This is a genomic window from Synechococcus elongatus PCC 6301, assembly GCF_000010065.1.
In the GTDB taxonomy this organism is placed as follows: domain Bacteria; phylum Cyanobacteriota; class Cyanobacteriia; order Synechococcales; family Synechococcaceae; genus Synechococcus; species Synechococcus elongatus.
Window position 1 is genome coordinate 2,300,906 of record NC_006576.1, and the last position, 13,037, is coordinate 2,313,942.

General features: G+C 58.5%; 14 protein-coding genes. 4 read left to right on the top strand and 10 right to left on the bottom strand.

Features of this window, described 5'->3' with window-relative positions:
* Nucleotides 1-34: 34 nt before the first annotated feature.
* From SYC_RS11405 to SYC_RS11420, 4 genes are all read right to left on the bottom strand, one after another.
* Nucleotides 35-487 carry a peroxiredoxin gene (locus SYC_RS11405; protein WP_011244462.1) on the bottom strand — a complete coding sequence of 151 codons (453 nt, stop codon included), beginning with the start codon at nucleotides 485-487 and terminating at the stop codon, nucleotides 35-37.
* Between the two features lie 67 nt (nucleotides 488-554).
* The gene (locus SYC_RS11410; RefSeq protein ID WP_011378248.1) at nucleotides 555-1,451 is read right to left on the bottom strand and encodes a tRNA (5-methylaminomethyl-2-thiouridine)(34)-methyltransferase MnmD; all 897 of its coding nucleotides are present in this window, start codon (nucleotides 1,449-1,451) and stop codon (nucleotides 555-557) included.
* A 60-nt stretch (nucleotides 1,452-1,511) separates the two neighbouring features.
* Complete coding sequence (gene arsJ, locus SYC_RS11415; protein WP_011244464.1) at nucleotides 1,512-2,771, bottom strand: organoarsenical effux MFS transporter ArsJ; 1,260 nt, start codon at nucleotides 2,769-2,771, stop codon at nucleotides 1,512-1,514.
* Nucleotides 2,768-3,769, bottom strand: coding sequence for an ArsJ-associated glyceraldehyde-3-phosphate dehydrogenase (locus SYC_RS11420; RefSeq protein WP_041677042.1), 1,002 nt, complete (start codon nucleotides 3,767-3,769; stop codon nucleotides 2,768-2,770). Before SYC_RS11420 ends, arsJ begins: the two co-directional genes overlap by 4 nt.
* Nucleotides 3,770-3,856: 87 nt before the next feature.
* Here SYC_RS11420 and arsB point away from each other — a divergent pair, with 87 nt between their 5' ends.
* The 4 genes from arsB (at nucleotide 3,857) to SYC_RS11440 (ending at nucleotide 6,900) form a co-directional block, all read left to right on the top strand.
* A complete protein-coding gene (gene arsB, locus SYC_RS11425; RefSeq protein WP_011244466.1) occupies nucleotides 3,857-4,918 on the top strand; it encodes an ACR3 family arsenite efflux transporter in 1,062 nt (353 codons plus the stop codon).
* A gap of 86 nt (nucleotides 4,919-5,004) precedes the next feature.
* Nucleotides 5,005-5,745, top strand: a complete 741-nt coding sequence (gene msrA / locus SYC_RS11430; protein WP_011244467.1) for a peptide-methionine (S)-S-oxide reductase MsrA — start codon at nucleotides 5,005-5,007, stop codon at nucleotides 5,743-5,745.
* A gap of 118 nt (nucleotides 5,746-5,863) precedes the next feature.
* Nucleotides 5,864-6,106, top strand: coding sequence for a hypothetical protein (locus SYC_RS11435; RefSeq protein WP_011244468.1), 243 nt, complete (start codon nucleotides 5,864-5,866; stop codon nucleotides 6,104-6,106).
* Between the two features lie 5 nt (nucleotides 6,107-6,111).
* Nucleotides 6,112-6,900 (top strand): prepilin peptidase, encoded by a 789-nt coding sequence (locus tag SYC_RS11440; protein WP_011244469.1) that lies wholly within the window; start codon nucleotides 6,112-6,114, stop codon nucleotides 6,898-6,900.
* Nucleotides 6,901-7,141: 241 nt separating this feature from the next.
* Here the strand turns inward: SYC_RS11440 and dacB are convergent, their stop codons facing one another.
* From dacB to SYC_RS11470, 6 genes are all read right to left on the bottom strand, one after another.
* Nucleotides 7,142-8,599, bottom strand: a complete 1,458-nt coding sequence (dacB, locus tag SYC_RS11445) for a D-alanyl-D-alanine carboxypeptidase/D-alanyl-D-alanine endopeptidase (RefSeq protein ID WP_011244470.1) — start codon at nucleotides 8,597-8,599, stop codon at nucleotides 7,142-7,144.
* Nucleotides 8,497-9,543, bottom strand: coding sequence for a type 2 isopentenyl-diphosphate Delta-isomerase (gene fni / locus SYC_RS11450; RefSeq protein ID WP_011244471.1), 1,047 nt, complete (start codon nucleotides 9,541-9,543; stop codon nucleotides 8,497-8,499). Before fni ends, dacB begins: the two co-directional genes overlap by 103 nt.
* A gap of 8 nt (nucleotides 9,544-9,551) precedes the next feature.
* Entirely contained in the window at nucleotides 9,552-10,085 is a 534-nt protein-coding gene (locus SYC_RS11455) for a DUF4330 domain-containing protein (RefSeq protein ID WP_011244472.1), read from the bottom strand.
* Between the two features lie 221 nt (nucleotides 10,086-10,306).
* Nucleotides 10,307-11,077 carry a metallophosphoesterase family protein gene (locus tag SYC_RS11460; protein WP_011244473.1) on the bottom strand — a complete coding sequence of 257 codons (771 nt, stop codon included), beginning with the start codon at nucleotides 11,075-11,077 and terminating at the stop codon, nucleotides 10,307-10,309.
* Between the two features lie 6 nt (nucleotides 11,078-11,083).
* Nucleotides 11,084-11,827, bottom strand: a complete 744-nt coding sequence (locus SYC_RS11465; RefSeq protein ID WP_011244474.1) for a DUF1995 family protein — start codon at nucleotides 11,825-11,827, stop codon at nucleotides 11,084-11,086.
* Between the two features lie 11 nt (nucleotides 11,828-11,838).
* Nucleotides 11,839-12,999 carry a cysteine desulfurase family protein gene (locus tag SYC_RS11470; protein ID WP_011244475.1) on the bottom strand — a complete coding sequence of 387 codons (1,161 nt, stop codon included), beginning with the start codon at nucleotides 12,997-12,999 and terminating at the stop codon, nucleotides 11,839-11,841.
* Nucleotides 13,000-13,037 lie beyond the last annotated feature (38 nt).

Here is a 13,037-nt window from a genome sequence, read left to right on the forward strand (position 1 = left end):
GGGTGAACCCCCTGCGGTCTTTTCTGTAGATCCCCTAGAGCGATCGCAGAATGTTCAGCGATTCCTGGATGTGCGCTTGGGCATTCAAGAGTGAATCAAAAATGTGGCGCACCTTGCCCTCTTTGTCGATCACATAAGTGACGCGACCCGGAATCACAAACAGGGTTTTGGGCACGCCATAGGTTTGACGGAGGCGATCGCCTGCATCGCTCAGCAGTTGGAAGGGCAAGTTGTATTTCTGGGCAAAGCGCTGGTGCGAATCGATTGAGTCACTGCTGACTCCTAGCACCACAGCGCCCACTTCCTGAAAAGCCGTGTAGCTATCGCGGAAGCTGCAAGCTTCGATCGTGCAGCCCGGCGTGTCGTCCTTAGGGTAAAAGTAGAGCACAACTGGCTTTTGGCCCCGAAAGTCGCTCAGGGAAACGGTTGTGCCATCCTGCGCGGGCAGTGAAAAATCGGGCGCGACATCACCAACTGCGATCGCCATGGGAATTCAGCCTTATTGAGGGGTCGCCCGTATCCTGACACGAATCCCCAGTGAGGGTTAAGCCTGCTTAGCTGTCATTCCCAGCCTGTAAGCCCCAGCGACGCCGCCAAGCGCTAGTCGATTCCAGCTTGCTCTGTTGTTGCTCACGATCGCGGCGTTGGCGAATGACTTCGGCGGTATCCTGCAACGTTGGATCGCGGTAGGGGACGGCAGCGCGGCAGTGCAAGTGCTCCTGCTCAGCTTGAGACAGGGGAGGGAGTGGCTCCCAAGCGGCGATCGTGCCCAAGGACCAGCGATGGGCAAAGGCCGAAGCAGGGGCGGGCAGGTTGGTGATCTGTAAGCCAGCCAGCTGTAGAGCAGTGCGGACAGCGGCAGCGCGACAGTAGGTGACCAGTCGTCCCTGGGGTGCTAAACAGCGAGCCACGAGCTGTAAAAACTCCACCGTCCAGAGTTGCGGACAGCGTTTAGGCGAAAAGGGATCGAGGAAAATAGCGTCCGCTTGAAAGTTCTGGGCGATCGCCTCTTGGATTGTCTGGCGGGCATCGCCCCAAAGTAGTTGCCCCTGAAAGCGATCGCTGTCGTGACAGCCGGTCTGGGCCAGATCCCGCAGCATCTGTTGCACCGGCGGCGACCACTCCTCGATCAACTCGCTACTGACGACAGCCTGCGGGACGGTCGGATCCAGTTCCAAGCCCAGCCATTGCAAGCGCCCATCACCGGCTGCGAGAACCGACTCCAAAGCCGCTGCAGTGTTGTAACCCAGCCCGTAGCAGACATCCAAAATCCGTAGGGGCGATCGCTGGGCGGCCCAAGTACCGATCTGCAATTGCTGCACATATTTTTGTTCTGCTTCCTGACGGGCGCCCTCGCGGCTGTGAAAGGTCTCCTGAAAGGTCTCAGAGTAAAACGTGTAGGAGCCGTCGTCCGTGGGAACGGGCGTCCAAGTTGGGGGAGCAGCGGACATGATCAGCGCAGCGCAATTCCTTCAGGCTGCCACGTTGATCGACGGCTCACAAGTTACGACTCAGCTCGTGACAGTAGCCGAGGGTGTTGTGGGTAAAGCGGGTAAGGCAAGGGCGATCGCAGCCGCCACAGTCACCATCAGTGCCGATCCCCAGAGGCAACCGGTCAGCCCCAACCACTGGAAAATTGCCCCAGATAGTACGGTTCCGGCTAGTCGTCCCGCAGAATTCGCCATGTAGTAGAAGCCCACATCCAACGCGACCTGATCATCAGCGCTGTAGGCTAGCACCAGATATGAATGCACGGCGGAATTGACGGCGAACAGCAGACCAAACAAGGCCAGTCCCACAATCACGACAGGCCCTGCCGCCCAACCGGATTGCAGGGCGATCGCCATCCCAGCGGGTGCGATCGCTAGACCACTGCCCCAGCGCTGCACGGTCTGCGGACTTGGTGGCCGACCGGCTTCCAGCCAGCGCAAGAGAGGCGGGGCGCTTGTCTGAATCAAGCCGTAGCCGATCACCCAGAGCGCCAGAAAACCACCCGTCTGTGTGAAACTCCAGCCCAGTCCCAGCGGCGGCTCGGTGCGCAGAAAGACCGGCAAAGCGACAACGAACCAAATATCCCGCGCCCCAAACAGGAAAAAGCGAGCGGCAGAAAGAATATTGATGCCCTGAGATTTGGAGAAGAGTTGCTTGAACTTTGGCTTGCGCTTCAGTTGGCCGAGGTTGGCGGGAACACCGAAGCTACTGATCAAGACTAGGCTCAGACCCAGCGCGAGGAAATGCAGGGCACCTTGGTAGCCCAAACTTGCGAGCAACCAGCTGCCGATAAAAAAGCCCACGCCCTTCAGCGCATTTTTTGAGCCGGTAAGGACCGCCACCCATTTGAACAGGCGACCTTCAGCCTGTCGCGGCACCACAAGCCGAATCGCACTTTTGGCGCTCATCTTGGTAAGGTCTTTGGCGATGCCAGAGAGGGCTTGTGCCGCCATCACCCAAGCGATCGCGCCCCACATCGGCCAATCGCGATTCAGCCCCGATAACAGCAGTAGCGCTGCAATTTGCAGGGTCACCCCACCGTAGAGCGTCAGTTTGAGGCCAAAACGCGCCCCAATCCAGCCGCCCAGAAAGTTAGTGACGATGCCGAAGATTTCGTAGAGCAGGAACAGGCTGGCGATTGCCAGCGGACTGTAGCCGATTTGATTGAAGTAGAGCAGGACGAGCAGCCGCAGCGCCCCATCGGTAATCGTGAAGCCCCAGTAAGCCAAGGTCACTAGGGCATAGCGGCGCAGCGCGATCGCTTCGGATGCGGAACTCATACTGCCGCCCTCGCGACTTTGCGAGCCAGTTCAGCCAGGCGATTGCTGTAGCCCCATTCGTTGTCGTACCAAGCCAAAACTTTGACCTGCGTGCCGTTAATCACGCGTGTGGACAGTGCATCCACGATCGCCGATCGGGCATCGCCGCGATAGTCCACCGAAACCAGTGGCCGCTCTTCGTAGCCCAAGATTCCTTGCAGTGAACCACTGGAAGCCGCTTGAAACAGGCCGCTGACCTCCGCCACCGAAGTCTCGCGCTCCAGTTCAAACACCGCATCGGTCAAGGAAGCATTGAGCAGCGGCACCCGCACGGCTAGACCGTCGAGTTTGCCTTGCAATTCCGGAAAAATTAGCCCGATCGCCGTGGCAGATCCAGTTGAAGTCGGAATCAGTGATTGACCCGCCGCGCGCGATCGCCGTAAGTCTTTGTGATAGGAATCCACGATTGATTGCGTCGCCGTTTGGTCGTGAATCGTGGTGATCAAGCCGTGGCGAATCCCGATCGCTTCCCGCAGGACTTTGACAACGGGGGCCAGACAGTTAGTTGTGCAAGAAGCAGCGGTTAACAAACGATGCTGACTGGGGTCGTAGCGATCGTCGTTGACACCTACAACGATGTTCAGCGCTTCTTTCACGGGCGCAGAAACAATCACCGTTTGGACGCCAGCTTGAAAATGCGGCTCTAGTTTCTCTGTCGTCCGAAACTGACCGCTACACTCCAACACCAGCTCGACACCCTGAGCTGCCCAGTCGATCGCGGTCGGCTCCTTGGCGCGGCTGTAATGCAGCGATCGCCCTTCAATCGTCAGACTGTCTACCGTCGCTGTGATCTCGCGCGACCAGCGCCCCTGGCTGGAGTCAAACTCCAACAAATGAGCGGCAGCAGCAGCCTCACCGTAGGGTTCATTGATCTGGACAAACTCCAGCTCAGGCCAGTCCCAAGCAGCTCGCAGCACCAAGCGACCGATCCGTCCAAAACCATTGATGCCAACGCGCATGGCGTCATTCCTTGACAGTTGCACTACTCATCAAATTATCTTGATAAGCAATGCCAGCCTGTTTTCTACAACACAAGCCCCACTCCTATGACTGTTTCCTGCGATCGCGCCCCCCGCTTGGGTTTCTTTGAACGCTGGCTCAGTCTTTGGGTGGCGATCGCGATCGGATTGGGACTGCTACTGGGCCAGCGATTCCCTGCTTTCTTTGCCGGTTTAAGCCGCTGGGAAATTGCGCAGATCAACTTGCCGATCGCCGTGTTGATCTGGTGCATGATTCTGCCGATGCTGGTCGATGTCGATTTGGGTGCGGCCAAGCAACTCGGTCGCCAGCCCAAGGGTTTTATCGTCACGCTGGCGGTCAACTGGGCAATTAAGCCATTCACAATGGCACTGCTGGACTGGCTATTCCTCGGCTGGATCTTTCGGGATTGGCTCGATCCACAACTGGCGGAATCGGCGATCGCGGGCTTAATTCTCCTCGGGGCTGCACCTTGTACGGCGATGGTCGTCGTCTGGAGTCGCCTGACGCAAGGCGATCCGACCTTCACGCTGATTCAAGTAGCGGTCAATGACCTCGTGACAGTGGTTGCCTACGCCCCAATCACGGCGCTGTTGCTGGGTCTGGCTGCAATCACTGTGCCTTGGCCGACGCTGCTTGGTTCTGTATTGCTCTATGTGGCGGTGCCGCTGTTAGTAGCGCAAGGTCTTCGCAGTCGATTACTAAAACGAGGATCTGCCGCGCTCCGCCAGTTCGATCGCGCCTGCAAACCGTTTTCGACTCTGGGGCTGCTGCTAACCGTGCTGCTGTTGTTCGGCTTTCAGGCTTCGACTTTTTTGGCGCAGCCTCAAACGATCGCCCTCATCGCTGTACCGATTTTGCTGCAAAGTCTGCTGATTTTTGCGATCGCTTACGGGTGGGCGTGGCGTTGGAAGCTGCCCCACGGTCAGGCTGCTCCTGCTGCCTTAATCGGGACTTCGAACTTCTTTGAGCTGGCAGTCGCTGTAGCGATCAGTCTGTTTGGTCTGCAGTCCGGCGCTGCGATCGCCACAGTGGTTGGCGTGTTGGTGGAAGTGCCAATGATGCTGGTGCTTGTCGCGATCGCGAATCGCAGTCGATCTTGGTTTGGATCGAGCGAGACGGCCGCCTGAAGCCCCTGGTTGCTCTGCTATCGTCGCGGCCCTAGCCAACCGGAGAGAAGTGGCAGAGTGGAGAAGCACATTCCTGCGATCGCACAATGTTTGGACTGTTTGGCAAGAAAACCGGTCTCCCAACTCCAGAGGAAGCCTTACCGGGTCGTGCACAAGCGATGCTGGTGCCGGCAAAACACTTTGTGCTTGGGACTCCGCTGGATGGCCCTTTCCCAGTCGGGATTCAACTTGCTCTCTTTGGTAACGGTTGCTTCTGGGGAACCGAGAAACAGTTTTGGCAGTTGCCCGGCGTCTATTCCACAGCGGTGGGCTACGCTGGCGGCCTAACGCCCAACCCCAACTATCGTGAGGTCTGCAGCGGCATGACCGGTCATAACGAAGTTGTGCGGGTGGCCTACGATCCCGATCGCATCAGCTATGCCGACCTACTCAAAGCCTTTTGGGAAAGCCATGATCCCACCCAAGGGATGGGTCAAGGACCCGATCGCGGCACACAGTATCGCTCTGGCATTTACTGCTACACGCCCGAGCAAAAGCAGATTGCGCTGGCTTCTCAAGCAGCCTATCAAGCAGTCTTAAAAGCCAAGGGCTACGGTGCTATCACCACTGAGATCATTGACGCGCCGACCTTCTACTTTGCAGAGGAGTACCACCAGCAGTACCTCGATAAACCTGGCAGTCGTCCATACTGCGGTGCCCAACCCACCGGCGCTGACCTGCCCCATCCCAATCAGTGGAATCTGCCGACTGAACTCCAGTCACACCTCACTGCTCATCCCGAAGTTTGGTCGAAAAACTTTGCGGAATGCCCCGTGGTGCCCCTCTAAACCCGTCCGATTCACCATCCGCGGGCTTCAGATTGGGGCTGCGGATGGCGATCGCCTCAGATAGCAGCGATCGTTGCAACTGTATGCTTCCATGGGAGGCGACAGAGGATAGAAAGCGATGAGTCTGGAGATTCCACGGCTTGGCCCCGCCAGCGATCGCAGCGGCCAACTTAACCTGCTACGGGAAGCCCGCAAAATCTATCGCGCCTACTTTGCGGCGCATCCTGACAGCGAGCAGCGACCCGTTGGAGTCGCGCTCAATCGGCGATCGGGGCGGGGTGATGTGGTTTTTGGTCGGCGTCCCATTTTGCTGCCCCAAGAATTTTTTGTGCCCCTCGATCAGCTGCAAGCTGACGCCTAGCCATCATGTTTGAAGCCGTTGCGCTGCTGTTTGTCGCAGTTTTGGGAGCCGCGATCGGGAGCTTTTTAAATGTGGTGATCTACCGATTGCCCCTCGGTCTGTCACTGCTGCATCCCCCCTCCCGCTGTCCCTACTGCCGGCGATCGCTGCGGCCGCAAGATAATCTGCCGGTTGTTGGCTGGCTAAAGCTGCGGGGGCGTTGCCATTTCTGCCAGCATCGGATTCCCGCTCGCTACCCAATTGTTGAAGCCCTAACTGCTGCTCTGTTCGTCCTGCTGGCGGTGCAGTTTGGCTGGTCTGCGGCCACGCTCGGCGGCTGGATTTTTTTCTCGTGGTTGCTTGCGCTCAGTGTCATAGACCTCGATACGATGACCCTACCCAATGTCTTGACGGCGTCGGGGCTGGCGGTGGGTGTGGCTTTTCAGTTGGCGATCGCACCCGCAACCTGGCCCGTGACCCTGTTCTGGTCCTTGTTTGTGGCGATCGCGGCGCTATGGCTGAGTGATCTATTTCGCTGGCTGGGAGAATTCGCTCTGCGGCAGCCGGTGCTCGGGGGCGGTGACAGCAAGTTGTTGGCGCTGTTGGGTGTTTGGCTGGGCGGGCCCAAACTCCTTTTGGCACTGTTCCTTGCTTGCCTGAGTGGTGCAATCGCGGGGGGGATTGGGCGTTGGCGCGGCACCCTCAAACCCATGCAAGCAATGCCTTTTGGCCCATTCCTGGCCTTGGGTGGGGCGATCGCTTGGATCTGGGGAGCCGAGTGGATTGATCTCTATATGCGAGTTTTGCTCTTTTAAGCTGCCTCTAATGACTATTGGTATTTTCGTGAATGAAATTAGCCTCACATCTGGCTATTTCAGGTTTTTTAGTAAGTTCGATCAAAGTATTTGGCTAAAAAACCGCTGTCACGACAACAGTAATTGCATTTTAAAATCAGCCGAAAATGATATCTCTAGCCATTGCTGACTGTTTTTCGTCCAATGCTAATAGCTGATTCATCCATCTCAAGCGGCTGGCGTTGGCTGCCTATGGGTCAATTCAGCGATCGCAACGAGTGAGCGGCGCGATCGCATTGACAAGGCGATCGATGCGGCTCGTGAGGCTAGTGGCGTTGGGCTGATTGGCCAAGATGCTGAAGGCGATCGGACCGTAGTTCGGTAAATCAATAAAGCCGGAGAGTCCCGCTGCCCCCGTGAGAAAACCGGTTTTGGCTTGAACTCGTCCACGGAGCGGACTATTGGCAAAGCGGCGGCGTAACGTCCCGCTGGAGCCAGCGATCGGTAGAGAGTCGCGCAGGGCCTGATTAGTGGGTTGTTGCACCTGCCAGAGAAGCGCCTCTAGCAATGTTTGGGCGCTGACGCGATTGCGGCGGGATAAGCCTGAGCCGTCATCCACGACGAGCCCAGTCGTTGAGATCCCGATCGCTTGGAGGGCACGACCTAATTCTGCTTGATCAGCGGCTCGGCGATCGCGCACAGGATCCGGTTGCCCGCTTCGTCCGATCCACCGCAGCAGCGCTTCAGCGTAGAGGTTTTGACTGTCCTCATTGGTGGTGCGGATTAACTCTCGTAGGGGCGGCGATTCCACGGTGGTCAAGAGGATGCGATCGCCGCTGGGCCAGTTGGTTTGGAGCGAAACTGTGGAGATGGAACTCCCGGCAGTACCAAGGCGGATTTGCAAAGCTTCCAGGAAGCGCTGCCCCGGTTGAGTGGCGGCGATCGCGACGGCCTCAGATTCGGAGCCAGCTCGCAGTTGTCCCGCCACAGTCAGGATGGGGCGTTGGGGATCGCGATCGAGATTGATAAACTCCGCTGCTTGGCTGGAGACGGTTCGCGATCGATTGCGGACCTGCCAGCGCTGGCGATCGAGGGGATCTTCCCACAACACCCCCAGCGGTTGGCCCAAACTGCGGGGTTGGAGCGTTAGCTGGTGGGCGTTTTCTAGAAAAATGAGGCGATTGAGGGGCGCACCGTAGCCCTGCAGGCGATCGAGACCAGACCAGGCTGCTGGCCAATAGCTGCTGGCTGGGTCGTCCAGACCAATCAGTTGGTTGTAGCGATCGCTGGGGACAGTTGCGGCTAGCGCATTGATGCCAGCGCGATCGAAGCTGGGGTCGCCTGCCCCTTCCACAATGAGGGTTTGGCGACTGGGTTGCAGCCAGAGGCGGGTTTGTAAGCGGGCGTCTGGACCGAGCCGATTCAGGGCTGCAATCGTGGTCAGGAGCTTTTGGTTTGAGGCAGGAATCAGTGCTTCGGCAGCCCGGTAGCGAAATAGCGATCGCCCGTCCAAATCCGCGATCGCGATACTCCAGCGCACCGATCGGTCTTGCCGGAGCAAGGCTTCAAGTCGCGCTGGTAGGGCTGCCGGACACAAGCTCCAAGCCAGCAAGCCAATCAGCAGGGTCGCAAGACCCCCGGTCGCCGCAGCGCTGCCCAATCGCCACTGTCGGTGCAGAAACGCACGATGCGCAGCTCGGCCAATAATTCGGTAATCCACTGATCGAGTACCTCTTCCGATTGGTCTGCCGCGACCAAGAAGGGGCGCGCGAGGCCGACTAAATCAGCGCCGAGAGCGATCGCCTTGGCTGCATCGAGGCCGTGACGAATCCCGCCAGAGGCAATCAACGGTACGGTGGCACTGACTTGGCGGACTTGTTGCAAACTCTCGGCTGTGGGAATGCCCCAATCCCCAAAGCGATCGCCCAAGCGACGCAGCAACGGATCCACTGCCCGTTGGCCTTCCACGCGTGACCAAGAGGTGCCGCCCGCACCGGCCACATCCAGTGCCGCTACGCCAGCGGATAACAGTTGCGCTGCCACCATGGCTGAGAGGCCATTACCCACTTCTTTGACGATGACAGGGACGCTCAGGGCGGCGCAGAGTTCCCCAATCCGACCCAGTAGCCCGCGAAAGTCTGTATCGCCTTCTGCCTGAATACATTCCTGGAGTGGGTTGAGATGGAGAATCAGGGCATCTGCACCGAGGCGATCGACTAGCTGCTGAGCCTCTGCTGGCGTCACACCGTAGTTGAGTTGCACGGCGCCAAGGTTGGCAAGCAGCAAAATATCGGGCGCCAGATCCCGTACGTCAAAGGTTGGCGTGGTCTCAGGCTGCCGCAGCATTACCCGTTGGGAACCCACACCCATGGCGAGCCGATACTTCTGCGCCGCGATCGCCAAACGACAGTTGATCCGCTGCGCGGTTTCGGTTCCGCCGGTCATCGACGAGATCAGCAGCGGTGCCCCCAGCGATCGCCCCAAGAACTGCGTCCCTAGGTCCAGCGCCTGCAGACTCAAATTTGGCAGCGCACAATGCTGGAAACGATAGCGCTCCAACCCGGTCGTCACCTCGGGGCTTTCGACTCCAGCCTCAAGACAGAGTTGGAGATGTTCAGCTTTCCGTTGGGGGAGGGACGACTCAGCTGCGATCGGGAAGTTCACAAGGTTTCTCAGGGTTGAACCGGACGAATGTCAATCACACTGCCGCCAAACCGATAGTCTTTGCCCTCGAGTTCAATTGGGGTGCCCACCTTCAGCTTGACGTTCCCCAAAACATAGCCATCGGGCGTTGGTTGGGCTTGCCCCGCCAAGGTGATGATCGTATCGCTGGTGTAGGCCTGCTCAGGGCGAGGATCGGGTAGCGCCTTGACTCCGCCATCGGGCTGGGGCACCAGAACCGATCGCGGCAAGGGCTGGATACTAACTAAATCGATCTGACCGTAGGGCTGGTTGCGGATGATCAGATTGGTTTTGGCCTCTTTCTCAATCGTGGCAAAGAGCGCAGTGGGATTCTTGGCGGTGAGCCCGCGAATCATCACGTCCACCTGCAGGGCTTGACGCTGTCCGGTGACTTGGGCGACAGAAGTCGTCAGGGTTGGCGAGAGGAAAATCCCTGCGATCGCTGCAACCAAAATGATCCCAGCGCCCAGATCGATCAGGCTAAACCGGCCAAAAAGACGACCTTGGGAATCGAGAATAGCCATGCTGGAGCTCTGAAGCGTCGGGCGCTATTCTACCGCTCGAGCGTGCTTGGGCACATCGTCCGGCAGAGACCGATGGAATTGACGACCCAGCGATCGCGACTGTGTTGGGTTCAAGCTTGAACGGTTGTTGTCGAATCGGTCGTCAGAGCCGCAGAAGCGAGGATTGGCATCAGTCGATGCTCTTCGCTTCGGCTCAACTGTCCTTGGGACCTAACCGATCGCTAACTAGGACTGACCTGATCGCGAGGGTATCGTAGGAGCGATCGCCGACCCTTTGCTGGATTGGACAACACGGTCTGGAGGCGCTCTGCCAAATCGCAGACACGCGTTTCATTGCTCTGGGCCTGAACTTGAAACACCCGCTGGTTGTCCCAGTCCAGAGCCGTTAGCCAGCCGCTTCTGGGGTGATAGACCCCCGTATCTAGCCCCAACCATCCGGCACCCGCTGCTACATAGCCCGGCTGGATGCCCGCCATGGTGCAGGTGATTGTGTGGCCCACCAAAATCGTTTTGTTGGCAAAAAATGGCTGCGATCGCGCTAAAAATTGATCGCGAATCCAGCAAAACTCGTTGGCATCTTGGCGGCTCAACGGCAGGTCAGGATCGACGCCGGCATGCACGAGCCAAATCTCGCCTAAGTCTAGATAGAGCGGCAGTTGTTGCAGCCACGGTCGCAACTCTTCAAGAGCTTCCCAGCTGCCAAAACTGGCTAAAGTTGCCTGACCACCAGCTTGGAACCAATGCAATCGCAGTTCTGATAAGTCAGGGAAGGCCAGCACTTGGGACAGCAAGTGCTCGTGGTTGCCCATCAAACTCGTGTAGCCCTGCGATCGCACGAGGGCAACGACCTTGGCACTGTCAGGGCCGCGATCGATCAAATCACCCAGGCAATAGACCTGATCATCGGTATCTGGGTCAGCCAGCTCTAGCAAGCGATAGAGACTGCGGTAATGCCCATGCACATCGCCAATAATCAGTCGTCGGCCTGCCATGGTCGATCAGCTCCCGAGGGCTCGGAGAAAGCGTTGTAATTCGTTCAAGAGACCGCCACGACTCGGTCGCGTAGGGGCTGTTGGAGCTGCCACCCCAAGGGGCACCTCGACATCCACGGGGGCAAGGCCGGCAAAGAGCCGATCGAGGTCTTCCCCGTTGGGTCGTTGGTCATATTCCTGCAGCAGCTCATAGCCAGTGTCGGTTTCTTGCCACACCTGCCAGCGCTGCGGGTAGGCCTGAAAAATGGCGGCCCCTTCCAAAGGCGAGAGGTAGTAAGCCGACTGCCACTGATTCAGAAAGCGTTCCCGCAGTTGCCGCGCTGCATAGCCAATGCCAATGGTGGCCACATCCTCCAATCGCGGGTTCAACAAGATCACGGGGCGATCGCCAATCTCTTGACAGAGTTGTTCCAACCGCTGGACTTCAACCGACGAGGGCTCAATGAAAATAAACAGCTCTTCCTCGGGCTGTACGGCTGCTTTCAGCTCCTCCATGCCCCGCACTGAAAACGGTAGCTCTCCCCAATCACGCCGAGCTAGGGCCGCAGCGCCCGGATCGGGGAAGAAGACCCGCAGCTTAGCTCCTCGGTCGAGGAAAGCCGCTAAAAACTGCCAAGCGATCGGCTGAATTTTGAGCTCTGGGATCGCTAGGTCAACTTGAATGCGGGTCAATCCGGCGGCAAGGGCCCGCTGGGCTGCCTCCTTGGCCTGTTCGACAGCGGTTTCAAGATCGGCGGGAAAAGCCAGCATAAGCAATCCAGTTAGGCCGGAGACAACAACGAGGCTTGGGGCAAGCTGTGGAGCGCCGATCGCAGGGCGATCGCCGCCGCTTCTACCTCAGCCAACTGGGTCGATCGACCCAGGCTGAAACGAATACCTGCCAAGGCTTCTTGGGGACTATACCCCATGGCTAGCAGGACGGGACTGGGCTGGCTGCGGCCACTGTTGCAAGCAGAACCGCCACTGATGCCAAAACCCAGCCGATTCATGGCTCGTACCAGCTGTTGACTGGTCCCAGTTGTGCCACCTCGGGCGATAAAACTGGCATGATGGGGCAGCCGCTGGATGGGGTCACCTGTCAGCCTGAGACGGGGTTCGGTGGCCAGTACCGCAATGAGGCGATCGCGCAGGGATTGGAGGCGCGCCGTCTCGTGGGGGAGTTCGGCGGCGGCAAGCTGGGCGGCTTCACCAAAGGCCGCGATCGCAGCAATCGGTGGCGTTCCCGAGCGCAGGCCACTTTCTTGATTCCCACCCTGCAGGAGGGGCGCTAACTCAACACCTGGCCGAATGTAGAGTGCCCCAACTCCTTGGGGACCGTAGAGTTTATGGCTGGAGAGCGAGAGCAAATCGATCGGCAGCCGCTGCACATCGATCGGTAAACGTCCCGCTACTTGGACCGCGTCGGTGTGGAAGAGGATGCCATGTTCACGAGCGATCGCGGCAAGCTCTGCGATCGGTTGGATCGTTCCGACTTCGCTTTGACCCCAGATCACTGAGATCAGGCGGGTGTCTGGGCGAACCGCACTGGCCAGATCCGCGGGTTGAATGCGGCCGCTACGATCAACCGGCAAGCGCGTTACCTGCCAGCCCCGTTGCTCTAGCCAAGCGGCTGGCCGAGCGATCGCGGAATGTTCGACGGCGGAGATGATCAGATGCCCCGGCCGCGGGTCTGCAAGATAGGGACTGAGAATTGCCCAGTTATCCGATTCCGTACCGCCGGAGCTAAAGGCGATTGCCTCCGGTTCCGCTTGGATCAGGGCCGCGACCTGCTGGCGCGATCGCTCTAGCACGAGGGCTGCGCGATTACCCCACTGGTGCAAGCTAGCTGCATTGCCCCACTGCTCTTGGGCAACGGCCGTGAAACGCTCCAAAACCTCAGGCCGCATCGAGGTCGTGGCGCTGTAGTCCAAGTAGGTTGACATACAGGTTCTGTCCTTACCGTCCTTCGCTGACGGAAATG